The organism is Ensifer sp. Root954 (assembly GCF_001429005.1).
In the GTDB taxonomy this organism is placed as follows: Bacteria; Pseudomonadota; Alphaproteobacteria; order Rhizobiales; family Rhizobiaceae; genus Ensifer; species Ensifer adhaerens.
Genome location: NZ_LMJM01000052.1, coordinates 281,282 through 308,273, shown reverse-complemented (window position 1 = coordinate 308,273; position 26,992 = coordinate 281,282). Strand labels below are relative to the sequence as shown.

26 protein-coding genes are annotated in these 26,992 nt (G+C 63.5%); 11 read left to right on the top strand and 15 right to left on the bottom strand.

What is annotated here, in order from left to right; all coding sequences use genetic code 11:
- From ASE71_RS32005 to ASE71_RS31995, 3 genes are all read right to left on the bottom strand, one after another.
- On the bottom strand, positions 1-3,186 hold the full coding sequence (locus ASE71_RS32005) for an efflux RND transporter permease subunit (protein WP_060519801.1): 3,186 nt from the start codon (positions 3,184-3,186) through the stop codon (positions 1-3).
- Positions 3,187-3,314: 128 nt separating this feature from the next.
- On the bottom strand, positions 3,315-4,517 hold the full coding sequence (locus ASE71_RS32000; RefSeq protein WP_034797366.1) for an efflux RND transporter periplasmic adaptor subunit: 1,203 nt from the start codon (positions 4,515-4,517) through the stop codon (positions 3,315-3,317).
- A 79-nt stretch (positions 4,518-4,596) separates the two neighbouring features.
- Positions 4,597-5,421: an alpha/beta hydrolase fold domain-containing protein gene (locus ASE71_RS31995; RefSeq protein WP_034797364.1), complete on the bottom strand. Its 825-nt coding sequence runs from the start codon at positions 5,419-5,421 to the stop codon at positions 4,597-4,599.
- Positions 5,422-5,561: 140 nt separating this feature from the next.
- Between ASE71_RS31995 and ASE71_RS31990 the strand changes: the two genes are divergently transcribed.
- Complete coding sequence (locus ASE71_RS31990) at positions 5,562-6,473, top strand: LysR family transcriptional regulator (protein WP_034797362.1); 912 nt, start codon at positions 5,562-5,564, stop codon at positions 6,471-6,473.
- A 163-nt stretch (positions 6,474-6,636) separates the two neighbouring features.
- Here ASE71_RS31990 and ASE71_RS31985 read toward each other — a convergent pair whose 3' ends face one another.
- From ASE71_RS31985 to dapD, 3 genes are all read right to left on the bottom strand, one after another.
- On the bottom strand, positions 6,637-8,607 hold the full coding sequence (locus ASE71_RS31985; protein WP_060519803.1) for a DEAD/DEAH box helicase: 1,971 nt from the start codon (positions 8,605-8,607) through the stop codon (positions 6,637-6,639).
- A 139-nt stretch (positions 8,608-8,746) separates the two neighbouring features.
- Positions 8,747-9,130 (bottom strand): DUF805 domain-containing protein, encoded by a 384-nt coding sequence (locus tag ASE71_RS31980; RefSeq protein WP_034797357.1) that lies wholly within the window; start codon positions 9,128-9,130, stop codon positions 8,747-8,749.
- Positions 9,131-9,135: 5 nt separating this feature from the next.
- A complete protein-coding gene (dapD, locus tag ASE71_RS31975; protein WP_034797345.1) occupies positions 9,136-9,993 on the bottom strand; it encodes a 2,3,4,5-tetrahydropyridine-2,6-dicarboxylate N-succinyltransferase in 858 nt (285 codons plus the stop codon).
- Between the two features lie 365 nt (positions 9,994-10,358).
- On the opposite strand from dapD, the gene ASE71_RS31970 reads away from it, so the two are divergent.
- Positions 10,359-11,258 carry an LOG family protein gene (locus ASE71_RS31970; protein ID WP_034797342.1) on the top strand — a complete coding sequence of 300 codons (900 nt, stop codon included), beginning with the start codon at positions 10,359-10,361 and terminating at the stop codon, positions 11,256-11,258.
- 106 nt (positions 11,259-11,364) lie between these two features.
- Here ASE71_RS31970 and ASE71_RS31965 read toward each other — a convergent pair whose 3' ends face one another.
- Together ASE71_RS31965 and ASE71_RS31960 are read right to left on the bottom strand one after the other, a co-directional pair.
- Complete coding sequence (locus tag ASE71_RS31965) at positions 11,365-11,886, bottom strand: EF-hand domain-containing protein (protein ID WP_162251853.1); 522 nt, start codon at positions 11,884-11,886, stop codon at positions 11,365-11,367.
- A 168-nt stretch (positions 11,887-12,054) separates the two neighbouring features.
- Positions 12,055-12,768 carry a pyrimidine 5'-nucleotidase gene (locus tag ASE71_RS31960; protein WP_060519808.1) on the bottom strand — a complete coding sequence of 238 codons (714 nt, stop codon included), beginning with the start codon at positions 12,766-12,768 and terminating at the stop codon, positions 12,055-12,057.
- A 158-nt stretch (positions 12,769-12,926) separates the two neighbouring features.
- Here ASE71_RS31960 and ASE71_RS31955 point away from each other — a divergent pair, with 158 nt between their 5' ends.
- The 5 genes from ASE71_RS31955 to bchE all read left to right on the top strand — a co-directional run bounded on the left by ASE71_RS31955 (position 12,927) and on the right by bchE (position 18,272).
- A complete protein-coding gene (locus ASE71_RS31955) occupies positions 12,927-13,718 on the top strand; it encodes a sterol desaturase family protein (protein ID WP_034797332.1) in 792 nt (263 codons plus the stop codon).
- 58 nt (positions 13,719-13,776) lie between these two features.
- Positions 13,777-14,691 (top strand): DMT family transporter, encoded by a 915-nt coding sequence (locus ASE71_RS31950; protein WP_034797329.1) that lies wholly within the window; start codon positions 13,777-13,779, stop codon positions 14,689-14,691.
- Between the two features lie 57 nt (positions 14,692-14,748).
- Entirely contained in the window at positions 14,749-15,828 is a 1,080-nt protein-coding gene (locus tag ASE71_RS31945; RefSeq protein WP_060519810.1) for a bifunctional transcriptional activator/DNA repair enzyme AdaA, read from the top strand.
- Positions 15,825-16,595 carry an isocitrate lyase/PEP mutase family protein gene (locus ASE71_RS31940; protein ID WP_060519812.1) on the top strand — a complete coding sequence of 257 codons (771 nt, stop codon included), beginning with the start codon at positions 15,825-15,827 and terminating at the stop codon, positions 16,593-16,595. The genes ASE71_RS31945 and ASE71_RS31940 overlap by 4 nt, the downstream gene beginning before the upstream one ends.
- Positions 16,596-16,742: 147 nt before the next feature.
- Positions 16,743-18,272 carry a magnesium-protoporphyrin IX monomethyl ester anaerobic oxidative cyclase gene (gene bchE, locus ASE71_RS31935; RefSeq protein ID WP_034797323.1) on the top strand — a complete coding sequence of 510 codons (1,530 nt, stop codon included), beginning with the start codon at positions 16,743-16,745 and terminating at the stop codon, positions 18,270-18,272.
- A gap of 64 nt (positions 18,273-18,336) precedes the next feature.
- On the opposite strand, the gene argB is transcribed toward bchE, so the two are convergent.
- Entirely contained in the window at positions 18,337-19,224 is an 888-nt protein-coding gene (argB, locus tag ASE71_RS31930) for an acetylglutamate kinase (protein WP_034797321.1), read from the bottom strand.
- A 152-nt stretch (positions 19,225-19,376) separates the two neighbouring features.
- On the opposite strand from argB, the gene ASE71_RS31925 reads away from it, so the two are divergent.
- The 4 genes from ASE71_RS31925 (at position 19,377) to msrB (ending at position 22,060) form a co-directional block, all read left to right on the top strand.
- Positions 19,377-19,916, top strand: a complete 540-nt coding sequence (locus ASE71_RS31925) for a sigma-70 family RNA polymerase sigma factor (protein ID WP_034797319.1) — start codon at positions 19,377-19,379, stop codon at positions 19,914-19,916.
- Positions 19,913-20,632 (top strand): anti-sigma factor domain-containing protein, encoded by a 720-nt coding sequence (locus ASE71_RS31920; RefSeq protein ID WP_060519814.1) that lies wholly within the window; start codon positions 19,913-19,915, stop codon positions 20,630-20,632. Before ASE71_RS31925 ends, ASE71_RS31920 begins: the two co-directional genes overlap by 4 nt.
- Positions 20,633-20,798: 166 nt before the next feature.
- Entirely contained in the window at positions 20,799-21,356 is a 558-nt protein-coding gene (locus tag ASE71_RS31915) for a fasciclin domain-containing protein (RefSeq protein WP_060519816.1), read from the top strand.
- Positions 21,357-21,568: 212 nt separating this feature from the next.
- Positions 21,569-22,060, top strand: a complete 492-nt coding sequence (gene msrB / locus ASE71_RS31910; RefSeq protein ID WP_060519818.1) for a peptide-methionine (R)-S-oxide reductase MsrB — start codon at positions 21,569-21,571, stop codon at positions 22,058-22,060.
- Between the two features lie 13 nt (positions 22,061-22,073).
- On the opposite strand, the gene ASE71_RS31905 is transcribed toward msrB, so the two are convergent.
- The 6 genes from ASE71_RS31905 to rpmH all read right to left on the bottom strand — a co-directional run bounded on the left by ASE71_RS31905 (position 22,074) and on the right by rpmH (position 26,902).
- Complete coding sequence (locus ASE71_RS31905) at positions 22,074-22,610, bottom strand: DUF1269 domain-containing protein (RefSeq protein WP_034797308.1); 537 nt, start codon at positions 22,608-22,610, stop codon at positions 22,074-22,076.
- A 149-nt stretch (positions 22,611-22,759) separates the two neighbouring features.
- The gene (gene yihA / locus ASE71_RS31900) at positions 22,760-23,413 is read right to left on the bottom strand and encodes a ribosome biogenesis GTP-binding protein YihA/YsxC (protein WP_060519893.1); all 654 of its coding nucleotides are present in this window, start codon (positions 23,411-23,413) and stop codon (positions 22,760-22,762) included.
- A gap of 56 nt (positions 23,414-23,469) precedes the next feature.
- On the bottom strand, positions 23,470-24,402 hold the full coding sequence (locus ASE71_RS31895; protein ID WP_060519820.1) for a DMT family transporter: 933 nt from the start codon (positions 24,400-24,402) through the stop codon (positions 23,470-23,472).
- A 159-nt stretch (positions 24,403-24,561) separates the two neighbouring features.
- Positions 24,562-26,349: a membrane protein insertase YidC gene (gene yidC / locus ASE71_RS31890; protein ID WP_060519822.1), complete on the bottom strand. Its 1,788-nt coding sequence runs from the start codon at positions 26,347-26,349 to the stop codon at positions 24,562-24,564.
- Positions 26,349-26,747 (bottom strand): ribonuclease P protein component, encoded by a 399-nt coding sequence (rnpA, locus tag ASE71_RS31885; RefSeq protein ID WP_034797300.1) that lies wholly within the window; start codon positions 26,745-26,747, stop codon positions 26,349-26,351. Before rnpA ends, yidC begins: the two co-directional genes overlap by 1 nt.
- A 20-nt stretch (positions 26,748-26,767) precedes the next feature.
- A complete protein-coding gene (rpmH, locus tag ASE71_RS35425; RefSeq protein ID WP_060519824.1) occupies positions 26,768-26,902 on the bottom strand; it encodes a 50S ribosomal protein L34 in 135 nt (44 codons plus the stop codon).
- Positions 26,903-26,992: the final 90 nt, after the last annotated feature.

The window sequence follows — 26,992 nt, the reverse complement described above, 5'->3', positions numbered from 1 at the left end:
TTATTCTCCGGGTGCGAGATGCGGCGCCTCGATATGGGCTCCCGCGTGCTTCAGAGGCCGCTCGCCAGCGAGCTTGCGGATCAGCACGTAGAACACCGGCGTCATGAAGATGCCGAAGGCGGTGACGCCGATCATGCCGGCAAAGACCGCGATACCCATGGCCGAGCGCATTTCCGCACCGGCGCCGGTCGACATGACAAGCGGCACCACGCCCATGATGAAGGCCATCGAGGTCATCAGGATCGGGCGCAGACGCAGCCGGCTCGCTTCGATCGCCGCCTTGACCGGCGTGCTGCCCGACAGTTCCAGTTCGCGGGCGAACTCGACGATGAGGATGGCATTCTTCGCCGATAGCCCGACCAAGACGATCAGACCGATCTGGGTGAAGACGTTGTTGTCGCCTCCGGTCAGCCAGACACCGACGAGTGCCGCCATGATGCCCATCGGCACGATCAGGATGATGGCGATCGGCAGCGTCAGGCTCTCATACTGGGCCGCAAGCACGAGGTAGACGAGCAACAGCGCCAGCGGGAAGACCAGGATGCCGGAGTTGCCAGCCAGGATCTGCTGGTAGGTCAGGTCCGTCCATTCGTAGCCGATGCCCGGAGGCAGGGTTTCAGCGGCGATGCGTTCGATGGCTTCCTGCGCCTGGCCGGACGAGAAACCCGGTGCCGGGCCGCCGTTGATGTCGGCCGACAGGAAGCCGTTGTAGCGGATCGCCCGTTCGGCGCCGACCGTCTGCTCGACCTTGAGAAGCGCCGACAGCGGGATCATCTCGCCGGATTGCGAACGTACCTTCAGCTTGCCGATGTCGTCGGCATGGCTGCGGTAGTTCGCATCCGCCTGGACGCGCACGCTGTATGTGCGGCCGAAGGCGTTGAAGTCGTTGACGTAGAGCGAGCCGAGGTAGATCTGCAGCGTCTCGAAGACGTCGGTGACGGCCACGCCGAGCTGGCGTGCCTTCACGCGGTCAAGGTCGGCATAGAGCTGCGGCACGTTGATCTGGTAGCTCGAATAGAGACCGGCCAGCTCCGGTGCCTGGTAGGCCTTGGCGAGGAAGGCCTTGGTCGCCTCGTCGAGCGCCTGGTAACCGAGGCCGTTCTTGTCCTCGAGCTGCAGCTTGAAGCCGCCGGTCGTTCCGAGACCCTGGACGGGCGGCGGCGGGAACATGGCGATGAAAGCATCCTGGATGACGCCGAATTCCTGGTTGAGCTGCATGGCGATCGCGCCGCCGGACAGTTCAGGCGTCTTGCGTTCCTCGAAGGGCTTGAGCGCGACGAAGACGATGCCGGAGTTCGACGAGTTGGTGAAGCCGTTGATCGACAGGCCCGGGAAGGCGATGGCGTTTTCGACGCCCGGGTGCTTGAGCGCAATTTCGCTCATCCGCTTGATCACATCTTCCGAGCGGTCGAGCGTGGCTGCGTCCGGAAGCTGGGCAAAGCCGATCAGGTACTGCTTGTCCTGCGCCGGTACGAAGCCGCCGGGGACCGCGCGAAACAGCGTGAAGGTGACGCCGAGAAGCACGACATAGACCACCATGATCAGCGACTTGCGCGTCAGGATGCGACCCACACCGCGGCCATAGGCCTCCGAGCTTGCGCCGAAGAAGCGGTTGAAGCCGCGGAAGAACCAGCCGAAAAGCCTGTCCATCACCCGCGTCAACCAGTCCTTCGGCGCGTGGTGGTCCTTCAAGAGAAGGGCAGCCAGCGCCGGGGAGAGCGTCAGCGAGTTGAGCGCCGAGATCACGGTCGAGATGGCGATCGTCAGCGCGAACTGGCGATAGAACTGGCCGGTGAGGCCGGTGATGAAGGCGAGCGGCACGAACACCGCGACGAGCACCAGCGCGATCGCGATGATCGGACCCGAGACTTCCTGCATGGCGCGGTAGGTCGCCTGGACCGGCGACAGTCCCTGCTCGATGTTGCGTTCGACGTTTTCCACCACGACGATCGCGTCGTCGACGACGATGCCGATCGCAAGCACGAGGCCGAAGAGGCTGAGCGCGTTGATCGAGAAGCCGAAGACATACATGACGGCGAAGGTGCCGACGATCGAGACCGGAACGGCGACGAGCGGGATGATCGAGGCGCGCCAGGTCTGCAGGAAGATGATGACGACGAGCACGACCAGCGCGATCGCCTCGAGCAGCGTGTCGACCACGGATTCGATCGAGGCGCGCACGAACTGTGTCGTGTCGTAGACGATGCCGTAGTCGACGCCTTCAGGCATGGTGAGCTTCATCTCGGCCATGGCCTTGCGGACGTCGTCCGAAATCTGGATCGCGTTCGATCCAGGTGCCTGGAAGACCGCCATGCCGACGGCCGGCTTGTTGTCTAGCAACGAGCGCAACGAGTACTCGGACGCGCCCATTTCGACGCGGGCGACATCGCCCAACCGAGTCACTTCGCCCTGGGCGCCGGATTTGACGACGATGTTCTCGAAATCCTCAGGCGTCTGCAGACGGCCCTGCGCGTTGACCGAAAGCTGCAGGTCGAGACCTGGGACGGAAGGCGAGGCGCCGATGACGCCGGCCGCCGCCTGGACGTTCTGGCCGCGCACCGCGTTGGCGATATCGCCTGCGGCAAGGCCGCGCTCCGCTGCCTTCTGCGGGTCGATCCAGATGCGCATCGAATAGTCGCCGCCGCCGAAGATCTGCACCTGGCCGACACCTTCGATGCGGGCCAGCCGGTCCTTGACGTTGAGCACACCGTAGTTGCGCAGATAGTTGATGTCGTACTGGCCATTCGGCGAAAGCAGGTGCACGACCATGGTCAGGTCGGGCGAGCTCTTGACGGTGGTGACGCCGAGGCGGCGCACCTCCTCGGGCAGCCGCGGCTCGGCCTGCGAGACGCGGTTTTGCACGAGCTGCTGCGCCTGGTCCGGATCGGTGCCGAGCGCGAAGGTGACGGTCAGCGTCATGAGGCCATCGGCGGTCGCCTGGCTCTGCATGTAGAGCATGTCTTCGACGCCGTTGATCTGCTCTTCGAGCGGTGTCGCCACCGTTTCGGCGATGACGGCCGGGTTTGCGCCCGGATATTGCGCGCGCACGACGATCTGCGGCGGGACGACTTCGGGATATTCGGAGATCGGCAGACCGGTCATGCCGATCAGGCCGGCCACGAAGATCAGGACCGATAATACGCCCGCGAAGACCGGGCGGTCGACGAAGAAGCGTGAGAAGTTCATGGTATCCCCCTTGGGATGCGTTCGGGCAGACCTCCGGCGGGCGCGGCGAAAAAACGCGCCGCGCGGCCATGTCTGCAGAGTGATGCCTTGGCTGGAGCCTCTTCACACCGGGCGAAGAGGCGCCGGGATTACTTGGCGATAGAGGCGGTCGTTTCCTCGACCTGCTGCGGCGCCACGACGACGCCGGGGCGAACCCGCTGCAGGCCGTTGACGACGATGTTCTCGCCGGACTTCAGGCCGCTTTCGACGATGCGCAGACCGTCGGAATTCGGCCCCAGCTTCACCTGGCGATACTCGACCTTGTTGTCGGTGCCGACGACGAAGACGAATTTCTTGTCCTGGTCGGAGCCGATGGCGCGGTCGCTGATCACAAGCTTTTCCTCGGGGTCCGGCTCGCCGATGCGGATGCGGACGAACTGTCCGGGGATCAGCCTGCCGTCGGCATTTTCAAGCGCCGCGCGTACCCGGATCGTGCCGGTTGCCGCATCCACCTCGTTGTTGATGAGCTGGATATGGCCCAAGATCGGCGTGCCCTCGTCGGCGGCGGTGCCGACCTGGACCGGCAGGCGCTCGATCGCGTTGCCGCCGGCCGATGCTGCGAGCCGGGCGAGAGCGGTGGTGACCACTTCTTCGCTGGCGTTGAAGCTCGCATAGATTGGATCGACCGAGACGAGCGTTGTCAGCACAGGCGAGGCGGAACCGGCAGCAACGAGGTTGCCGGCGGTGACGTCGAGCCGGCCGACGCGGCCGGAGATCGGCGCACGGACCTCGGTGTATTGCAGATCGAGTTCGGCCGTGCGCAGCGCCGCCTTGGCCGAGCGCACCTCCGCCTGAGCTTCGTCATAGGCGCTGGCGCGCTGGTCGACGCTGCTCTGCGGCACGGCGCTGGTGGTCACCAGCTTGCGGCCGCGCTCGAGCTCGATCTTGGCGAGCGAAACACGCGCTTCGGCAGCCTCGACCTGGGCCTTTGCCCGCTCGACGGCTGCGGCATAGGGCTCGGGATCGATCGTCACCAGGAGGTCACCTTGCTTGACCAGCGCACCTTCGCGGAAGTGGGCTTTCAGGATAGCGCCGCCGACGCGCGGGCGCACCTCGACACGCTCGATCGCTTCAAGGCGTCCGGAGAATTCCTCCCAGGTGGTGATGCGCTTGGACTGCGCCCGCGCCACCGAGACCGGCACGGCCGGCGGAGGAGCGGCGGACGCATCGGTCGCGGCATCGGCCTCGAAATGCTGCGGCAGGCCGAACATGACGGCGGCGCCGCCGCCGACAGACAAAAGGATACTCAGGCCGGCGCCCCAGAGGGCCCGGCGGGTCACTGTCGATGTCATCTTTTCTCTCCTTGCCGGTTGGGAGCCGGCGCTTTGCGTTCGATGCCAGATCGGGGAATGAGCCTCTGAGCGGCCCCGCCTAACGCACCGTCATTTCCGCCGGCTTTGCCCCCGCCTTCTGGAAGAAGCGGGCGAAGATGCCGGTAATTTCCTTCTGCTGTGCCGACCAGCTTTCGCCGGTGCCTGCGTTCTGCGGCAACCATCCGGCGCGTCCGGGCAGCACGTGGGATTCCACCGCCACGCCCGCCTTGCGCAGGCGCTCGGCATAGGCTTCAGCCTCGTCGCGCATCGGGCACTCTTCGCTGGTCACGATCAGCGAAGGCACGAGGCCGGCGAGCCGCGTACAGTGGGCCGGCGCGGCGTAAGGGTGGGTGAAGCCACCGTTCTGGCCGAGATAGCGCTGCCAGCCGTCGGCGATCGATTGCGCCGAGGACTGGGGACAGTATTGACGGAACGATGCCGTTGCCAGGCACGGATCCAGCATCGGCGACAGCAGGATCTGGCCCTTGAGATCGGTCAGATACTGGTCTCGCGCCATCAGCGCGGCCCCGGCGGCGACATTGCCGCCAGCCTCTTCGCCGGCCACGAACAGCGACGACTTCTTGTGTGCGAACTGCGGGCAGCGCGCGCGCATCGACGACAGCATGGCATAGGCGACATCGAGGGCCGCGGGAAAGGGGTTGAGGCAGGCCGCGGAATATTCCGGAGATATCACCACCGCTCCGGCTGCCGCGAGTGCCTCGGCAACGCGCTCGCCGGCAGCGATCGTTCCGCCGACGAAGGAGCCACCATGCAGGTGCAGTACGATCGGCGGCGGATTGAGCAGGGTCTCGCCGCGGTAGACGCGTGCGGTGCACGAGCCTTGGCCCGTCTGCATCGTCTCCACTTTGAACTGTTCGCCCATCTCTCTTGCCTTCGGCCCGAGCCAAACCCACATGTGGCGACAACACGCCACGATAGGAGAATAGCATTGTCTTCTGTCTGGAATAGTCTTTTCAATCTGATTACACTATTCGTATTCTCGAACAATTACGGCTCTTGAAAATGGACCAGCTCACGGCCATGCGCGCCTTTCTCCGGGTCGTCGAAACCGGAAATTTCACCCGCGCTTCCGCTTCGCTGAATATGCCCAAGGCGACATTGACCAATCTCATCCAGGGATTGGAGGCGCATCTGCGCACAAAACTTCTGAACCGCACCACCCGCCGGGTGCTGGTAACGCCCGATGGCGCGCTCTATTACGAACGCGCTGCACGCCTTTTGACCGACCTCGACGAACTCGACGGCAGTCTTTCGAGCGCCCAGACCTTGCCGAAGGGACGGCTCAGGGTGGAGATGGCAAGCGCGATTGCCAACCTGATCGTGATCCCCGCGCTACCGGAGTTTCACAAGCGTTATCCCGACATCCAGATAGACCTCGGGGTCTCGGACAGGACGGTGGACTACGTGGCCGAGAATGTCGATTGCGCCATTCGCGTCGGTGCGCTCACCGACCAGTCCCTGATCGCGCGCCGCATCACCGAGATGAGCTTCGTCGCCTGCGCAGCGCCCGATTACCTCTCGCGCCACGCGATCCCGCAGCATCCCTCGGATCTCTCGAAGAACTGCTACGTCGTCGGCTACTTCCGGCCGCAGACCGGGCAGCAGTTGCCGTTCTACTTCAAGCGCGGCAACGAGGAGATCGAGGTGAACGGCCGCTATGCCGTGGCGGCGAATGAAGCCACCACCTATCTCGCGGCGGCGCGAGCCGGCCTCGGCGTCATTCAGGCGCCGCGTTTCATGGTGCGCGAGGACCTCGAGACCGGCGCCATGCGGCCGGTGCTGGAGGATTGGGAAGTCGAGCCCATGCCGATCTATCTCGTCTATCCGCCGAACCGGCATCTGAGCAGCCGGCTGCGCGTCTTTGCCGACTGGGTGGTCAAGATCGTCGCGCAGTCGCAGCTCGACGCTGCCTGACCGTCACGCGCGCCGGCTCGATGCCATGCATGATCCGCGTTGCGCTGAGCGTCTGGGCGGAGTGCCGGGACCGCTCGCTCCCGGTCCTCGGAATAACAAAAAAAAGCGCCGCGATCGGATCGCAGCGCCTTGTTGATTGGCTTTTGGGTTGCCGTCGCCGGGTTCAGCCCTGGCGGTTCTTGGCGTTGCCCTTCGGCTTGGTTTTGGGCTTGAAGCCGCCGTCCTTGCCAGCGTCCGGCTTGCCCTTCTTCTTGTTGCCCCAGGGCTTTTCGGCGCCCTTCGCCGGCGGCCTGTCCTCGGTATGGGCGGGCCCATCGCTATAGGCGGCCTTCTTTTCTAACTTGCGCTTCGGCTTGAAGTCGCCGCGGTCGTCATTGCGAGCGGCGTCGTCGGAATAGGGGCGCTTCTTGGCAAAGCCCGGCTTATCCTTGGAGAAGTTCGGCTTGTCCCTCGAGAAACTCGGCTTTTCCTGGCGCTGCTGCGACAGATCCGGCGCGCCGGCGAGCGGCTTCACGCGGATGCCCTTCTCCAGCATCTTGTCTTTGCCGATCGCTGACAGGAAGCGTTCGGCACCCTCGGCGGTCATCTCGACGAAGGTCTCTTCCTGCTGCATGCGGATCGCGCCGATGTCGCGCTTGGTCAGCTTGCCGTGACGGCAGAGCATCGGGATCAGCCAGCGCGGCTCGGCACTCTGCTTGCGGCCGACGGACAGCGAGAACCAGCTGCCGTCGCTGAAATCGGCCCGCTCGGCGCCGAAGTCCTCGCGCGGGGCACGATCATCGCGCGGTGCGCGTTCGTCGCGGCGCGGCTTGGCGCCGACAGCGACTTCGATCAGGTCTTCCGGAGCGGACCGTCCCGAACGGAACTGGCGTACGAAGGCGGCGGCCATCTGCTCGGCACCGTGGCGCTCGATAAGTGCTGCCACGATCGCCTGTTCGTCCTCGCGGATCGGCTCGGCAAAGCTCGTATCGGCAAGCAGGCGCTCGTCGTCACGTTGGCTGACCTCGTCGGCCGACGGCGGGCGTGCCCAGGTCGCGGTAATCCGGCCGCCGTCGAGCAGGCGCTCAGCCTTGCGGCGCTGGTTGACCGGCACGATCAGTGCGCTGACGCCCTTCTGACCTGCGCGTCCGGTGCGGCCGCTGCGGTGAAGCAGCGTCTCGGAGTTGGTTGGCAGATCGGCGTGAATGACCAGTTCCAGGCCCGGCAGGTCGATGCCGCGGGCGGCAACGTCGGTCGCAATGCAGACGCGGGCGCGGCCGTCGCGCATGGCCTGCAGGGCGTGGGTGCGTTCGTTCTGGCTGAGCTCGCCCGAAAGCGCCACCACCGAGAAGCCGCGGTTGTTGAAGCGGGCGGTCAGATGGTTGACCGCGGCGCGGGTCGAGCAGAACACGATGGCGTTGCGCGCTTCGTAAAAGCGCAGCACGTTGATGATCGCGTTTTCGCGATCGTTCGGCGCAACGGTGAGCGCGCGGTATTCGATATCGACATGCTGCTTCTGTTCGGAAGCGGTGCTGATGCGTACGGCGTCGCGCTGGTAGTTCTTGGCAAGCGTTGCGATCGACTTCGGCACGGTCGCCGAGAACATCAGGGTGCGGCGATCGTCAGGGGACTCTTCGAGAATGAATTCGAGGTCTTCGCGGAAGCCGAGGTCGAGCATTTCGTCGGCTTCGTCGAGAACGATGGCGCGCAGCGAAGAAATGTCGAGCGAGTTGCGGCGAATATGGTCACAAAGGCGACCGGGCGTGCCGACGACGATGTGGGCGCCGCGTTCCAGCGTGCGCTTCTCGGTGCGCATGTCCATGCCGCCGACACACGAGGCGATCGTCGCGCCGGTCTCACCGTAGAGCCACTCAAGCTCGCGCTTGACCTGAAGCGCCAGTTCGCGCGTCGGTGCGATGGCGAGCGCCAGGGGGGCACCGGCAGGCCCGAAACGGCGTTCGTCGCCAAGCAGCGTCGGCGCCAGCGCCAGGCCGAAGGCGACCGTCTTGCCGGAACCGGTCTGCGCCGAAACCAGGGCGTCGCGCCCGGCGAGTTCCGGATCGCGCATCGCCTGTTGAACCGGCGTCAATTCGTTGTAACCGCGTTTTGCCAACGCCTCGGCGATCGCAGGCGCGATCCCTTCGAATTCAGTCATATCTTGTCTTTCGGATATCGGTCGTAGAGCCTAGGACGAACGGATCGTCTCGGCGCCAATTGCCGCGGCCAACACGTCGCGGGCCTGTCATGGCGCGCTACATACGCGCTCACGCGGTTCTTGTACAGGGGCGAAGGGTTCAGGGGCCGGGTTCGTCGCTGCGCGCGCCGAATTCGTTAGGCCCCTGATCGCCCGGCCAGAGGCAAAGGGCGATGAAGACGACCGGGCTCAAGACCGGGATAAACAGAGTGAGGGAAAGCGGGCCGGGATAGCCGATATCGTGCAGGCGCTTGATCGCCAGCATGGCGATGGAGGGCAGCGAGACGAGGCTCGAGACGACGAATGCCAGCGTCCAGAGCGCCAGCACCGTCTCATTGCCCTCGTTGGCAACCATCCGGGCGACCATGAAGCCGCCGATCAGGAACCAGAACAGCCAGGAGAGAAAGAAGGGCAGGCGGCCGATGCGACCGGAGGGGCTGAAGAACAGCCAGGTCATGCTCGGCTGCGGCCCCTCCGGTGTCATCGCGATCAGTCCCGAAGCAGTTCGTTGATGCCGGTCTTCGAGCGGGTCTTCTCGTCGACGCGCTTGACGATGACGGCGCAATAGAGGTTCGGCGCCGGCTGGCCGTTGCCCATGGTCGAGCCCGAGGGCATCGAACCTGCGACGACGACCGAGTAGGGCGGCACTTCGCCATAGGTCACTTCGCCGGTGGCGCGGTCGACGATCTTGGTCGACTTGCCGATGAAGACGCCCATGCCGAGGACCGAGCCTTCGCGCACGATGCAGCCTTCGACGACTTCCGAGCGGGCGCCGATGAAGCAGTTGTCTTCAATGATCGTCGGGCCGGCCTGCATCGGCTCCAGCACGCCGCCGATGCCGACGCCGCCCGAAAGGTGCACGTTCTTGCCAATCTGGGCGCAGGAGCCAACCGTTGCCCAGGTATCGACCATCGTGCCTTCGCCGACATAGGCGCCGAGATTGACGAAGGAGGGCATCAGGATGGCGTTGGGGGCGATGTAGGCCGAACGGCGCACGACGCAGTTCGGAACGGCGCGGAAACCGGCCTTCTCGAACTCGTTGACGCTCCAGCCGTCGAACTTCGAGGGCACCTTGTCCCACCAGACCGACTGGCCCGGGCCGCCCTTGACGATTTCCATCGGGTTGAGGCGGAAGGAGAGCAGTACGGCCTTCTTCAGCCACTGATTGACCGTCCAGTTACCGTCTTCGCCGCGCTGTGCGACGCGGACCTTGCCGCTGTCGAGCAGGTTCAGCGCCGTCTCGACGGCATCGCGCACCGCGCCGCGCGTTCCGGTGTTGACGGAGTCGCGGTCTTCAAAGGCGGCTTCGATCGTCTGCGACAGGGAGGCGAGGTCGTGGTTCGTCATCGGAATTCCTTAAAGTTCGGCGGTTATCCTGCGAAAGCTCTACTGCATAAATCCGAAAATCGGAATCGATTTAAGGACAAAATTATGCAGCAGATCTAGCTGCTGCAGCGACCTTGACACGTCCTGAGCGGCGGTGGCTGCACGACGTGATCCTGAAAAGTTGAAGGGCTTTTCAGGTCCCTGGAGTGGCCGGGGCTTGGCAAACTGAGGCGAACACGGCACTACAGCGCCGCGTACCCGTTCGGGATGCGCAAAGACCGCCGCAGCGCGCTGATGCGCTTGCGACCTTCATGACCGAGGATTGAGGATAGGACGCGTCTGGACGAGATGCCGATTGTCCGGAACGCGACGGGAAAGACGAGAATATGGCACGCATGAAGAAGCGCGCTCTGCGCCGCAAAGATGGGGTCTGGGATCCGCTGGCCGACAGCTCGCAGAGCCGGCAACGCGCACAGACCGTTCCGGTCACGCCGCAATCGGCTTCGCCTTCCTATCGCCTCGCCTATATCGACGACGATTTTCTCTGCCGCGAGGAACTGCGCCCGATCCGGCTGCAGCTCGAACTCCTGAAGACCGAAATGATGCTGGAAGAGCGCGGCATCAACTCCACCGTCGTCATGTTCGGCGGCGCTCGCATTCCTGAGCCCGGCGGCGACGCCTGGGCGGCGAAGAACGAGACGCAGCGCAAGAACCTCGAAGCCGCCTCGGTCTATTACGAGGAAGCACGCAAGTTCGCGCGGCTCTGCTCCGAGCATTCGGCCAAGCTGCACTACAAGGAATATGTCGTCGTCACCGGGGGTGGGCCGGGCGTGATGGAAGCTGGCAATCGCGGCGCCGATGATGTCGGCGCGCCGTCGATCGGCCTCAACATCGTGCTGCCGCACGAGCAGGCGCCCAATCGCTACGTGACGCCCGAACTGTCGTTCAACTTCCACTATTTCGCCATCCGCAAGATGCACTTCCTGTTGCGCGCCAAGGCCGTCACCGTTTTCCCGGGCGGCTTCGGTACGCTGGACGAGCTCTTCGAGACGATGACGCTGATGCAGACCGGGCGTCTTGCGCTGGTTCCGCTCATTCTCTTCGGGGAAAAATTCTGGCGCTCGATCGTCAATTTCGAGGCGCTTGCCGAATTCGGCACGATCGCGCCGAACGACGTCGATCTGGTCCAGTTCGTCGAAACGGCTGATGAAGCCTGGGATATTATTTCCCGCTTCTATGAAACGGTCGACCCGAAGTCCGTTCCGATGGCAAACGGCCGCCGCTGATCGTAGCGGTCCAAAAAAAGCGCATAGCCCCTCGCTGGGGGAGCAAGGGGCTATGGGCTAGGCAGGAGCCTCTCCACCGGGCGGTGGGGAGAGAGAAGAGCTCCCGTCAGATCTTTTTGGTGAAGTCGGCCGCGTCTATGACGCCGTCGCCATTCTTGTCGCGCCGCTTGAACATGGCTTCCGCGGCGCTTGAAACTTCGCTGGCGCTCAAGGAACCGTTGCCGTCGGCATCGACACGCTTGAAGGCCTTCGGGCGCAGCCCAGGCAGCATGGCCGGGCGGGCTTCCCTCAGCTTGGCAAGGGCGGTCTCGCGCTCCGTGCCGGTCTTGGCCTTGGCTTCCTTCCAGGTCTTGCGCGCCTCACGGAAGGCCTCGCGCTTGACCTTCATTTCTTCGGCGCTGATCTGCCCGTCGCCATTGGTATCGAAGGTTTTGAAGTTGTCGGAGATCCGCGCCTGGAACTCGGTGAGCGAAACCTTCTGGTCCTTGTTGGTGTCGAGCCGCTCTATCATGCGCTGGCCGCGCTGCTCGGGCGTCATCTTTTCGCGGGCAGCAAAGGAGGGGGAGGCCATTCCGGTGACGGCGACGGAGAGTGCAGCCACGCCGAGGATCAGGGTCTTGTTCGGCATCATGCGTCCTTTCGATCGGTTGTTTCTGATCGCAAGGATAGACGCGGGTGCAGCCGACACCAGTTAAACTTTGGTAATTTAAGTCATTGGCCGAAAAGGGGTTTTTCGGCGGCAAAATTGTGTCGCAGCGGGCGGGGCGCCGTCTTTGCGGTGTCCGCCAGCGCCACTCTAGAGATCCGTGAGGAGGCTCCGCAGGAAGCCGGTGAGGTCTTCCGTCACGTAGTCGATCTGCTCGTCGGTGTCGTTCGACTTTTCCCACGATTCCGCAAAGGTGTATTCGAGGTTCTGCGGCACCAGCAGCACCGTCTTCATGCCCAGCGCCTTCGGCACGAGGAGATTGCGCGGCAGGTCCTCGAACATCACGGCATTGCGGGTATCGACCCGGTGCAGGCTCATGAACTTGTCATAGGTCTCGCCCGCGGGCTTCGGCACGAAGTCGGCGGCGACGATATCGAAGATGTCGTCGAAATGGTCGAGGATCCCGAGCGCCCGGGCCGTCATCTGCGCATGGGCAACGCTGCCATTGGTGAAGATGAACTTGCGGCCGGGAAGCGACTTGATCGCCTCGCCGAGCGCCGGGTCGGCCGGAACGATCGAATAGTCGATCGCATGGGCCTGCTCGAGGAACTCGTTCGGGTCGATGCCGTGATGGACCATCAGGCCTTTGAGCGTCGTGCCGTGGTCGCGGTAATAGTCCTTCTGCAGCTTCTTGGCGTCGGCCGGATCGAGCGACAAAAGCTTCGCCACATAGGCCGTCATGTTGCGGTCGATCTGCGCAAACAGGTTGACGTGGTGGGGATAGAGCGTGTTGTCGAGGTCGAAGACCCAGTCGGTGACATGGGCGAATTCGGAGCGGGTCGGCAGGCGGGCGAGCTTTTTCATGACCGCCTTATGACACGACCGACCGTGGCGGCAAACGGGAAAATGGCGATGCGGGGCTCGGGGGCGTAATGCTGGCGCATAGATTAGTGCTTTGAATTGGCGGTTGTGCGTGGCATCTTCCGGCTCGCGCGGTTTTTGGCTCGGGGATGCGGATGCCAATGTCGAACGAAGTATTCTATCTGCTCTTTCTGTTCGGGTTTTACACGTTCACCGTCGTTACCTATTTCGCGCTTGGCTATGGCATCACATGGCTCAACGAGCGCAATCCCGAGCGAAAGATCCAGAAGGGACGCGGTTCCGACAAGCGCCGCAGCGCCGAGATCCGCCAGAGCCTCAAATCGATGTTCAGCGCCTGCCTGCCGCTGACGATCGGTCTTTACGCCCAGCAGAAGGGCTGGGCGCCGGCGCCCTGGACGCTCACCTGGTGGAACGCCCTGCCGCTCTTCGTGCTCAGCATGATCCTCTACGATGCCTGGTTCTATTTCATGCACCGGCTGCTGCACACCAAGTGGCTCTATCCGCTGCATGCCCTGCATCATAAAAGCGTGGCGCCGACGATCTGGAGCACCTATTCCGAGGACGTCTTCGACAACTTCCTGCTTCAGAGCTTTTCGGCCGTCGTCGTTTTCGTCGTGCCGTTTCCGCCGCTGGTGCTCATCGCCCATCGGCTGTTCGAACATTTCAACGGCATGATCGGCCATTGCGGCTTCGAGTATTTTGCCGCCTCCACCGCGCGCTACCCGTCTCCGCTGCTGTGCACGACGTTCCATGATCAGCACCATTCGGGCTTCAGGTACAATTACGCCAACTACTTCTCCTTCTGGGACCGTGTGCTCGGAACGCTCGCGCCGAACTACGATCAGCGGGTAAAGACCTTCGAGGACGAGGCGCCCCGGATCACGATCAGCGAGGGCACGGAGCTCGCAGAGGCGCGGGAAAGGGCGGAGTAGCAACCGGTCCGTTAGGTGGTCCTTGGCAACGAGCCGGCCTGCATGCTAGCTCGAAACGATGGAAACCTGGGTCCTCATCACCATCGCCGCGGCCTTCCTTCAGAACGTCCGCTCCGCAATGCAGAAACACTTGAAAGGCGTCATGGGCACGACGGGCGCGACCTTCGTGCGCTTCGGCTTCGGCCTGCCGTTCGCCTTCCTCTATCTCGTTGTGCTCTGGCAGGTGGTGGGCCGTCCGCTTCCGGTGCCGAACGGCACTTTCTTCCTCTGGGCGGTGATCGGGGGGCTGGCGCAGATCGCCGCAACCTTCCTGCTCGTCCATCTCTTCTCCTTCCGCAACTTCGCCGTCGGCACCGCCTATTCGCGCACGGAACCGGCGCAGGCAGCGCTTTTCGGCCTGATTTTCCTCGGCGAAAAGGCGAGCGAGGGCACGCTGGTGGCGATCGCCATCTCGGTCGTCGGCGTGATGCTGATTTCGGTGGCGCGCACGACCCTGAGTGCGCGCACGCTGGTGACCTCGGTATTCTCGCGCACGGCCGGCATCGGCTTGCTGTCCGGCACCTTCTTCGGCCTTTCGGCCGTCGCCTACCGTTCGGCGTCGCTGGCACTGGCGCCGAGCCTGCCGGCACCCGACTACATGATGCAGGCGAGCTTCACGCTCGGCTTCGTCATCCTCTTGCAGACCGTGGTCATGCTGATCTGGATCGTGCTGCGCGAACGCGACGAGCTGCCGCGCATCGCGGCTGCCTGGAAGCCGGCCTTTGTCGTCGGTTTCGTCGGCGCGTCTGCCTCCTTCGGCTGGTTCATGGCGATGACCCTGCAGCAGGCGGCCGTCGTCAAGGTCGTCGCCCAGGTGGAAATGCTCTTCACCTTCGCCTCGTCCTTTTTCATCTTCCGCGAATGGATCAACAGACTGGAGCTATTGGGTTGCCTGCTGATCGTGCTCGGTGTCGTCATGCTGGTGCTGATCTGAAAAATAGACGCCCGAAAACCGGCGTCTCCCGAGCCGTGGTCATGCTAGAACCGCGGCATGTTGTTCGATCTTCCCTCCGATGAAACGCTCTACGACGCCTTGATGGCGCGCAGCAGCGAATACGAAGGTTCGGCCTTCGTCTGCGTCAAGACAACAGGCGTCTTCTGCCGCCTGTCCTGCTCGGCCCGCAAGCCGAAGCGGGAAAACACGATCTTCGTCGGCTCGATCGGCACCTGCCTGGAGACGGGGTTCCGTCCCTGCCAGCGCTGCCGGCCGCTCGCGACCTTCGGCGCGAAGGATACGCTCGTCCAGGAGCTTCTGCAGGCGCTGGAAGCAGCACCGGAGCGCCGTTGGAGCGAGGACGACATCGTGCGTCGCGGGCTTGATCCCTCGACCGTCCGGCGTGCCTTCAAGCGCGCGCTCGGCATCACCTTCCTCGATCTCGCGCGCCATCGTCGCCTGGGGCTCGCCGCCCGCCAGCTCGCCGACGGTGGTCGGGTGATCGACGCCCAGCTCGAGGCCGGCTACGAGTCGCCGAGCGGGTTTCGCGCAGCCTTCCAGCGCCTGCTCGGCGATGCGCCGGCGGCAGCCCAGGGGAGGGCGCTGCTCTCGTCCGACTGGATCGAAACGCCGATCGGGCCGATGGTCGCGGTTGCCGATGCGACGCACCTCCATTTGCTGGAGTTCCACGAACGCAAGGCGCTGCCGACGGAACTGGAGGCGCTGAAGCGCGCGACGCGCTCGGCCATCGTCCCCGGCCGGACGGCGCCGATCGATCAGATCGAAGGCGAGTTGAAGAGCTATTTCGCCGGCGAGGCGGGCGGATTTCAAACTCCGCTTGCGCCCGGGGGAACGCCCTTCGAGCGCAACGTGTGGGCGAAGCTCGTGAAGATTCCCGCCGGCGGGACACGTTCCTATGGTGACATTGCCCGCGAGGTCGCTACGATCCAGTCCGCACGTGCGGTCGCCAAGGCCAACGGTTCCAACCGGATCGCCATCGTCATTCCGTGCCACCGTTGCATCGGCGCGGATGGCTCATTGACCGGTTACGGTGGCGGGCTCTGGCGGAAACAGTGGCTGCTTCGGCACGAGGCGAAAATGAAACCAGTCAGCCTGTTGGTGGAGGAAACACAATGAACCAGAAGGAAAAGGCGCTCGCCTTCGCCGCCCTGCATAAGAAGGGTGACCCGGTGGTGCTCTACAACATCTGGGATGCCGGCAGCGCCAAGGCCGTGGCAGAGGCCGGTGCCAAGGCGCTTGCGACCGGAAGCTGGTCGGTGGCGGCCGCCCACGGCTTCGGCGACGGCGAGAAGGTGCCTCTGGCCTGGCTTGCCGATATCGCACGCCTGATCGTGGCGAGCACCGACCTGCCCGTCAGCATCGATTTCGAAGGCGCCTACTCCGACGACGCGGCGACCGGTGCCGCCAATGTCTCGCGCATCCTCGACGTCGGCGCCATCGGCATCAACTTCGAGGACCAGATCGTCGGCAAGGGCGGCGTGCACCCGGTCGAAAAGCAGGCGGAGCGCATCCGCGCCATCCGCGAGATGGCTGACCGGCGCGGCATCCCCCTGTTCATCAATGCCCGCACCGATCTCTTCCTGCAGGAGGGTGACGAGAGCCGGCATGCCGGCCTCGTCGACGAGGCGATCGCCCGCGGCAAGGCCTATGCCGAAGCGGGCGCCAGCGGCTTCTTCGTACCGTGGCTGGTGGACGAGGCGCTGATCGCCAAGGTCTGCGCCGCCTCGATCCTGCCCGTCAACATCATGATGCGCCCGGCCGCACCCGACCTGAAGACGCTCGCCCGCGCCGGCGTGTCACGCGTCAGCTACGGCCCGGGCCCATACCGCGTGATGATGGAAGAATTGAAAGCCGCGGCGACCGAGGTCTACGCTCCGCGCTGAGCTCGGGGCTCGATGAAATCGCGCTGCGCAAGTTGCGCGATTTCACCGCCGAAACGTACGTTTTTGGCCGCAGCCTGGAGCTGTTATTTCCGCAATCTTCAGCTTTATCGTGTCTCTGGCAATTCTTTGCGACCCAAGAGGCACCGTATGAAGATTGTTCTGCTCAATCCGCCGCATACGGCCATCGGCAGCCGTATTCCCGACGATCATCTTCCGCCGCTCGGCCTGCTCGCCGTTGGGGGGCCGCTCATCGATGATGGCCACGCCGTGCGGCTCATCGATTGCGAATTCGGCCCTTTGGGCTTCGAAGAGATTGTCGCACGCGTGCTCGACGACTGCCCGGATCTTCTGCTGATCGGTCATTCGGGGTCGACGTCGGCCCACCCGACGGCCAAGCGTATTGCCAGCGATGTCAGAATGACCGCACCGTCCGTCCGGGTGATCTATGGCGGTGTGTTCCCGACCTATCATTGGCGCGAGGTTCTAAGCGAGAGCGGCGCCTTCGATTACGTCGTCAGGGGAGAGGGCGAAGAGACAGTGCGACGGCTCGTGCGCGCCCTGTCATCCTTAGAACCCTTGAGCGAGGTTCCGGGCATCGCCTATCGCGATGATGACGGGGTTGCGCTCGCCACCCGTCCGACCGAGGCGATCGCCAATCTCGATGCCTACCGCATCGGCTGGGAGTTGATCGAGCATCGGCACTACAGTTATTGGGGCGGAAAACGCGCTGTCGTGCTGCAGTTTTCGAGAGGGTGCCCGCATTTGTGCAACTATTGCGGCCAGCGCGGTTTCTGGACGCGATGGCGGCACCGGGATCCGGTCGCGTTCGCTAAGGAGATCGCCCGCCTCCACCGTGAAGAGGGCGTGGAACTGATCAATCTCGCCGACGAAAACCCGACCTCGTCGCGCAAGGGCTGGCTCGCCTTCCTGAACGCCATGATCGCCGAGAACGTGCCGGTGCAGATCGTCGGCTCGACGCGGGCAGACGATATCGTGCGCGATGCCGACATATTGCACCTCTATCGCAAGGCCGGTGTCGTGCGTTGGCTGCTCGGAATGGAAAACACTGATGACGCGACGCTGAAGCTGATCAAAAAGGGCGGGACGACCACGAGCGACCGGCAGGCAATCGCGCTCCTGCGCCAGCACGACATTCTTTCAATGGCCACCTGGGTGGTCGGCTTCGAGGAGGAACGCCTGAGCGATCTTTGGCGTGGTTTCAGGCAACTTCTTTCCTACGACCCGGACCAGATCCAGGCGCTCTACGTCACGCCGCACCGGTGGACCCCGTTCTTTGGCCTCGCCAGGGATCGCACCGTCATCGAGCCGGACATGCGCAAGTGGGATTACAAGCATCAGGTGCTGAAGATGAAGCACCTTCACCCGGTCGTGCTTTTTCTGAGCGTGAAATTGATCGAGGTCGCGATCCAGGCGCGGCCAAAGGCCCTTGCGCGCGTCCTCCTGCACCGCGACCCGCAGCAGCGCCATTCGATGCGGTGGTACACCCGCATGGGGCGCAGGGTCTGGTTTCACGAGCTCTACGAATTCGCCTTCCGCCGCCGCCATTTCGCCGCCGGGCCGTCGCTTGAGGTGTTCTGGGGAGCGCCGCAGGAGGCCGAGGAGGAATCGATGTTACCGCCCCGCAGGCGCCATCCATCGGACAGCGCGGCCGCATAAAAAATCCGGAAGCTGTGTGAGACGGCTTCCGGATCCTCGTCACGTTATTGCCGATCGGGTTGCGTCAGGGCACGATCAGCGTGCCGGCGCCGCGCTCGGTGAAGATTTCGAGCAGCACCGAATGGGCCGTCTTGCCGTTGAGGATGACGACGCCCTGAACGCCCGCCTTGATTGCGTCGATGCAGGTCTCGACCTTCGGGATCATCCCGCCGGAAATCGTGCCGTCGGCGATCAGCGCGCGGGCCTGGGATACAGAGAGTTCCTTGATCAGGTTGCCCTGCTTGTCGAGCACGCCGGGAACGTCCGTCAGGAACAGCAGGCGCGTGGCGTTCAGCGCACCGGCGATGGCGCCGGCGAAGGTGTCGGCGTTGATGTTGTAGGTGTGGCCGTCACGGCCGGGCGCGACCGGCGCGATCACCGGGATCATTTCCGAGCGGGCGAGCAGGTCGATCAGCGTGCGGTCGACTTCGACCACTTCGCCGACGAAACCGAGATCGAGCACGCGCTCGATATTGCTATCCGGATCCTTGACGGTCTTGCGTGCCTTTTCGGCGAAGACCATGTTGCCGTCCTTGCCGCAAAGGCCGATCGCCCATTCACCCGTCTGGTTGATGAGAGCGACGATCTCCTTGTTGATCGAGCCGGCGAGCACCATCTCGACGATCTCGACCGTCTTTTCGTCGGTGACGCGCAGGCCGCCTTCGAACTTCGATTCGATGCCCATCTTCGTCAGCATGGCGCCGATCTGCGGGCCGCCGCCATGCACGACGATCGGGTTGACGCCCGACTGCTTCAAAAGCGCGATGTCGCTTGCGAAAGCGCGACCGAGCTCGCTGTTACCCATGGCGTGGCCGCCATATTTGACGACGATCGTCTTGTTCTCGTAGCGCTGCATGTAGGGCAGGGCCTGGGTGAGCAGGCGTGCCTGGATTTCACTTTCATTGGCGGACATGGCGGACCCTCGAAAAATACCGGCTGCTGTTTAGCGCAAGTTCCGGATCGATGGAATGATCGGAGAGCAACATAAAGGCCGAATGACGATACGGCTGGTTCAAAGTGAACTGCGCCCTATCTCTGGAGAGATGAGGCTTCGGGGCGCGTTCTATGATCGATGAGGATATAGCCGGCCTGCTTGGCCGCGTTTCGCTCGGCGATCGCGACGCCTTCGCCGAACTGTATCGGCAGACCAGTCCGAAACTCTTCGGCATCTGCCTGCGTATTCTTGGCAATCGGGGCGAGGCGGAAGAAGCGCTGCAGGAAATCTACGTCAAGATTTGGCAGCGGGCTGGCCGGTTTTCGCAAGGACAGGCGGCTGCGGGTTCCTGGCTGGCGGCAATAGCACGTAATCAGGCCATCGACTTCATCCGGGCGCGCAAACCGGCTGCCAATGTGATTGACGAAGCCTACGATTTGGCTGATCCTGCTGCCGATCCGGAAAAGTTGGCAGTCGTGAGAGCAGAAGGCAGGCGGATCGACGCCTGCATGGAGGAGCTTGAAGAAGACCGCGCGGAAGCGGTGCGGCGCGCCTACGTCGAAGGCCTGAGCTACCAGGAACTGGCTGACGTCTTCGCGGTGCCGCTGAACACTATGCGGACTTGGTTGAGGCGCAGTCTCCTGAAGTTGCGAGAGTGTATGGAGCGATGACGACACCAACCCCAGAGGGCCGGGACTTTCGCCGCGACGAGGTGATCGCGGGCGAGTATGTGCTCGGCGTGTTGTCTGCCGACGATCGCCGCAAGGTCGAGGCCCGGCTTGCTTCCGATCGCAACTTTGCCGCCATGGTCGACCGCTGGCAGAGCAACCTTTCCTCCTTCGACGACGCCTATGATCCGGTGGTGCCCCCACCCAGGACGTTCTCCGCGATTGAACGGCAGCTTTTCGGTACGTTGCGGTCGGAACCTGTACGGTCCCGCGGGCTCTGGCACTCGCTGGCACTCTGGCGAGGATTGGCGCTTGCCTCGTTCGCCGCGCTGCTGGTGATGGGCGCCTCCATGGCCGGCCTGTTCGAGACGCGGTCGACCGGTGCCTCGCTTGTTGCCGAGCTCTCGGGGAAGGGCAGCGCCATCGATCTCGTCGCCCGCTTCGACCGGGCATCGGGCCGCTTGCAGGTAACGCCGGTGGCCGCCAGCCAGGCGGAACAGAAATCCCTCGAAATTTGGCTGATCAACGGCAGCAATCCGGCAATCTCGCTCGGTGTCCTGCCGCAGACCGGGGAGGGCGAAATCGCGGTGCCGTCGACCTTCCGCTCGCGGATCTCCGCCGGCTCGGTTCTTGCCGTCAGCGTCGAGCCGCTCGGCGGTTCGCCGACCGGCGTGGCCACCGGACCGATCATCGCGCTCGGCAAGGCGCGAAACCTCTGAGCGCGTGATATCGATAAATATCCTTACTTATCAATCGACTAACTTCCCTGAAAATTCCTGAAACTCTTTCTCTCGTCCTTCCGTTGCTTGTCTTGTTCCCCCGCAGGGAACGGCAGCTTCGGCAGGCGGCCCATGCGCCGCCTCCCTCAACAGGAAGGAAGAGAAGATGTTCACGTCTGCCATCCGCTTGGTCGCAACAGCGTCCGTCCTCGCAGCAAGTGCCTTCGTCGCCCATGCCGAAAATCCGATGGTCGGCGGCGCGCCGATGTATGCGGAGAAAAACATCGTCGAGAACGCCGTTAATTCCAAGGATCACACCACGCTGGTCGCCGCGGTCAAGGCAGCCGGGCTGGTGGAGACGCTGGAGGGCAAGGGGCCGTTCACGGTGTTTGCGCCGACGAATGCCGCCTTTGACGCACTGCCGGCCGGTACCGTCGACACGCTTCTGAAGCCGGAGAACAAGGACAAGCTCGCCAAGGTCCTGACCTGCCATGTCGTTGCCGCCGACGCGATGTCGGCGGCGATTGCCGAGATGATCAAGAAGGATGGCGGCGAGCATGACGTCAAAACGGTCGGCGGCTGTGTGCTGAAAGCCAAGGAAGACGGCGGCAAGCTGATGCTGACCGATGAAACTGGCGGTACGGCGACGGTAACAATCGCCGACGTCAAGCAGTCGAACGGCGTCATCCATGTGGTCGACAAGGTGCTCCTGCCGAAAGGCTGAGTTCGGCGGCGCCTGGCCGCTGCCGGCGGCCTGGCGCTTGCCATCGGTCGTATGACCGATGGCCTTTCACCGCGTCACGATGCTTTGAACGGCATTGTTTTGCAGCGGGTGGGTCCGGGCGGTATCGTCTATCGCGACATCCGACAAATCGACAACTTACAGCGCACCGCGCGAATGATCGTGACGCGCGTTAGGCCAAGTGGGAGGTTAGCATGATCAGCCGGCGCGTCTTCCTGATGGCAGGCACGGGATTGGCCGCAGCATTCGCGTTGCGCGGGCTCACGCCGCTTGCATGGGCAGCGGGAATGGAGCCCTTCGAGGTCGTCAAATCTGATGCCGAATGGCGGGCAGCCCTCACCGACGACCAGTACCGGATCCTTCGGCACGAGGACACGGAGCGTCCCTTTACAAGCGCGCTTAACCACGAGAAGCGCAAGGGCACCTTCCAATGCGCCGGTTGTGCACTGCCGCTCTATTCGTCCGAGGCGAAGTACGACAGTGGCACGGGCTGGCCGAGCTTCTGGCAATCGCTCCCCAATTCCGTGGCGACACGGGAAGACAATTCGCTGCTCATGACCCGTACGGAATGCCATTGCCGCCGTTGCGGCGGCCACCTCGGTCACATCTTCGACGATGGCCCGCCACCGACCGGCAAGCGCCATTGCATCAATGGCCTGGCGCTCGCCTTCGTGCTGTCTCGATAAGCCAGCCGGACGATTAGGCGCCGGCGGGCGGTGCAGCCGCTGTTGTGCCGGAGAGCGCTGCCTGCAGCTTCTGCTCCTGTTCGGGCGAAAGCGACGTTTTCAGCACGCGGCCGCGCAGGTCGGGGAATTCGGCGAGAACCTTTTCCGGCTGAACCTTGCGCACCAGGATGAACAGAGCGGAGGAATTGTTCGGGATGGTGTTGCCGAGCGACTTGATGAATTCGTCGTCGATACCGTAGTCGCTGAGCGAGCCCGAGAGGGCGCCGGCACCCGCGCCGAGCGCACCGCCGATTGCAAAGCCTGCCAGCGGATTGAGGAACAGGAGGCCGACCAGGCCGCCCCAGAGCGAGCCGGAGAGCAGGCCCGAGGTGGCGCCGACGGCGGTCAGGTTGAGGCTCTGCTTGAGGTGGACCTTGCCTTCGGTGTCGCGCACGACGACCACCGCATCCTCGAGGTCGATCAGATATTCCTTCTTCAGCCCGGCGAGCCGGACCAGAACCCTGTCAGCCTCCTCGGGGGAATCGAACCCGACAACGATCAAATCGGACATGTCTCACTCCTATCTCTGGCCGCGCCACCGTTCTGGACGCAACGCAGAGATAGAGCGGATTGCATGTCGGGGTAGTGACAAAGATCAAAGACATCGATTTCGCATGGGCGGGTGCTTGCAGCGCGATGCCGGACGCCCTGAGGCCCCCTTTAGCGCGCGATCGCGATGCCGATTGCCGCCCGCAGCTCGTCGAGCCCTTCGCCCTTCTCCGAGGAAGTCGCAAGGACTTCCGGGAAGGCGGCGGGATGCTTCTTGATCTTTTCGAGCGTCTCGGCGATCAGCCGCGGCACGCCGGCAGCCTTGATCTTGTCGGTCTTGGTCAGCACGAGCTGATAGGAGACGGCTGCCTTGTCGAGCAGGTCGAGCACCTCGTCGTCGTTCTTCTTGATGCCGTGGCGGCTGTCGATCAGCACATAGACGCGCTTCAGCGTCGATCGGCCGCGCAGGTAGTCGAAGACCAGTTTTGTCCAGGCATCGACCTGTTCCTTCGGCGCCTGGGCATAGCCGTAACCGGGCATGTCGACGAGCGCCATCGGCGGCAGGTCGTCGGCCTCGCCGGAAAATCCATCCGGTACGAAGTAGTTGAGTTCCTGCGTGCGGCCCGGGGTGTTGGAGGTTCTTGCCAGACCCTTGTGGCCGATCAGCGCGTTGATCAACGACGACTTGCCGACGTTCGAGCGACCGGCAAAGGCAATCTCGGCCGGTCCCTCCGGCGGCAGGAATTTCATGGCGGGGACGCCGCGAATGAAAATCCACGGCCGGCCGAACAACGGCTTGTCGTCTTTGGGTCTGGTATCGGCCATCGGCGGTCGGTCCTTCATCGAGAAAGTCCTTGGCTTCAAGGTTTTGGCCGTGGATGTCAAGGCGTCGGCGTGCGGACCGGCCGTGTGGGGATGGTTTGCGTCCGCCGGAATTCGTTGAGCAGGTAGGCCAGCAGCGCCAGAAGAATGAAGGTGCCGCCGACGATCGTCCGGCTGCTCGGCACCTCGCCATGGATGATCGCGACCCAGAGCGGCCCCAGCACGGTTTCCGCCGTCCCGAGCAGCGCGGCCAGCGCCGAGGGCACCAGCCGGGCACCGGTCACGAAGAGCGCCATGCCAAGCCCGAGGTTGAAGGCGCCGAAGACGAAGAGCAGCGCGAGCTCGCCTCCAGTCACCGCCAGGCCCGAGGACTGACTGGCGGCAATGCCGCTTGCGGCAAAGCAGCCGAAGCAGGTCGCCGGCGTCATGCGCACATGCGGGTATCGGCGGGTAATGACGGTTGCCAGCGCGAAGACGACCGGGATCAGCAGCGCCAGCGCATCGCCGACCGGTGACATTGTTCCCGTCAGGCTTTCCGAGACCATGATCCCGACGCCGAAGATGACGGCGGTGATCGCGCCCCAGGTGAAGCGCGAGACCCGCTCGCGAAACAGCACCCAGCTCATCAGCGCCGCAAACAGCGGCACCCCGGCGCCGAGCAGAACGACATTGGCGATCGTCGTGTAGGAGATCGCAATGATGAAGGAGGTCGAGGCGATGGTGAAACAGAGCCCGACGGCGATGCCCGGCCAGCCCATGCCCTTGAACAGCGCCACCGTGCCGCGCGGTCCGTCACGCACCAGCATGAAGGCGAGCAGGAACAGGCCGGCAAACAGGCAGCGCCAGAAGACGATCGTCCAGCTGTCGGAAATGTGCAGGAACCGCGCAATCGCGCCGCCAAAGCTCCAGAAGAAGGCCGAGCCGAAGACGAGCAGGGCGCCAAGCTTCTCGCTGGCGGCGAACGGGGCGGAGGTGGCCGACGGATCGGTCATGACAAATTGTCCTGGAGCAGGGGCGCGCTGATTTCAATAACGCCAGATGCCCGGACCGCACGTCCGCGTCAACGCCATCCGCGTGTCGCGCCGCGGCGTGGAAACAAAAAAAGCCCCGGACCGAAGTCCGGGGCTCTGCGATTGTGCTACCGGCTGGCGTCATTCCGCCGGTTTGGGCTTCTTCGAGAACAGGCCCTTGAGATTGTCGAAGAGCTCGATCTTCACGCCTTGGCGCTTCATGATGATCGACTGCTGCAGCACCGAAAGCGTGTTGTTCCAGGCCCAGTAGATCACGAGACCGGCCGGGAAGGAGGCCAGCATGAAGGTGAAGACCACGGGCATCCAGGTGAACAGCATCGCCTGGGTCGGATCCGGCGGCGTCGGGTTCATGCGCATCTGCACGAACATGGTAACGCCCATGATCAGCGGCCAGACGCCGAGGTGCAGGAAGGCCGGACCGTCGAACGGCAAGAGGCCGAAGAGGTTGACGATCGTCGTCGGATCGGGCGCCGAAAGGTCGTGGATCCAGCCGAAGAACGGTGCGTGGCGCATCTCGATGGTGATGTAGATCACCTTGTAGAGCGCGAAGAACACCGGGATCTGGATGAGGATCGGCCAGCAGCCGGCGAGCGGGTTGATCTTCTCTTCCTTGTAGAGCTGCATCATCGCCTGCTGCAGCCCCATGCGGTCGTCGCCGAACTTCTTCTTCAGTTCCTCCATCTTCGGCTGAACCTTCTTCATGTTCGCCATCGATGCGTACTGCTTGTTGGCAAGCGGGAAGAACAGACCCTTGACGACGATCGTGGTGATCAGGATCGCGATGCCGAAGTTGCCGAACAGACGGAAGAAGAAATCCATCATTTTGAACATCGGCTTGGTGATGAAGTAGAACCAGCCCCAGTCGATCAGCTTGTCGAAGTTGGGGATCGAGTAGGCCACTTCATAGTTGTCGACGACAGGAACTTCCTTGGCGCCGGCAAAGACGAGGTTCTTGATTTCCGAGGACTGACCGGGCGCGACCGTGATCGCGTCGCTCTTGTAGTCGCTCTGGTAGCGCGCGCGACCGTCGGTGAAGTGCGTGAAGCGCGTGTCGTAGGGGGTTGCCTGCGGCGGAACGATCGCCGCTGCCCAGTACTTGTCAGTAATGCCGAGCCAGCCGCCGGTTGCCTTGCCCGGCTCGACCGACTTTTCGTCCTCGATCTTGCCGTACTTCAATTCCTGCAGGCCATGCTCGCCGAGCACGCCGATGAAGCCTTCATGAAGTACGTAGACGCTCGGCGTCGTCGGCTTGTTGAAGCGGGTCACGCGGCCGTAGGAGGAAAGGCTGAGCGGCTCGGCTGCACCGTTCTTGATGCTGTCGACCACCTGGAACATGTAATGTTCGTCAACCGAGATGGTGCGGTTGAAGGTGATGCCCTTCTCGTTGGTGAAGGTCAGCGTCACCGGGGTCGCCGCGGTCAGCTTGTCGCCGCCCGAAAGCGTCCAGACGGTCTGCGGGCCGGGCACGGTGCCGGTTGCGTCGCTGCCGACATAGCCGATTTCGGCAAAGTAGCCGTCGACCGTTTCGGCCGGGCTGAAGAGGGTGATGACCGGGCTCTTCGGATCGACCGTCTCGCGGTATTCCTTGAGCTTCAGGTCGTCGAAGCGGGCACCGGTCAGGTTGATGGAGCCGGAAAGCGCCGGCGTGTCGATCGCAACGCGGGCCGATTTGGCAATCGCCTGGTCGCGGTTTTCACCGGCGCCCGGGATCGCGCCGCTGCCCGGCAGAGCCTGGCCCGGCGTCGCTTGAGCCGGCGTTGCCGACTGCGATTGCGCCTGCTGGGCCTGCAGCGCTTCCGCAGCGATGCGTTCCTTTTCCATCTTCGGATTGACGTAAAGGAACTGCCAGGCAATGAGGATCAGCACGGACAGGCCAATCGCCACGAAATAGTTGCGGTTTTTTTCCATCATAGTTTCCTGGAACCGGCCGGCGGCCGCTTCTGTTTCGGCTTGTTTTCGATGCGCTCGTGAAGGCCCCGGGTCAAGGCGTCGAAGGGAGCATTCAGGAGTTCGCGTCGGGCGACAATCACATAGTCGTGTCCGGGTTTCATTGCAAACCCGGCGGAAAGCCGCACCGCCTCTTTCAGGCGTCGGCGCATCCGGTTTCGCTCGACGGCATTGCCGTGTTTCTTGGTGACGGTGAAGCCGACGCGGGCTTCGCCTTCCGGATCGTTGCGGTCGAGCACTTCGAGGAGAAACAAGGGGCCTCTGCGGCCTTCTCCTGCCCGAACGGCCAAAAACTGCGGACGGCTTTTCAGCCGCCCGACAGTCGTTTTGTCTTTATCTGACGTCATGTGCCCGGACACTGGTTTCGGGCAACTTCGGCTTAAGCCGAAAGACGCTTGCGGCCACGGGCCCGGCGGGCCGAGAGGACCTTCTGGCCACCCTTGGTAGCCATACGCGAACGGAAGCCGTGGCGACGCTTGCGGACAAGCTTGGACGGTTGGTAGGTACGCTTCATTTATTTAATACCGCGGTGTGCGGCCCTTCTTGGGTTTGCGTGTAGCAAGGAGCGTTTACGTTATCGGACATGGCTCCGCCATTTCGGGCA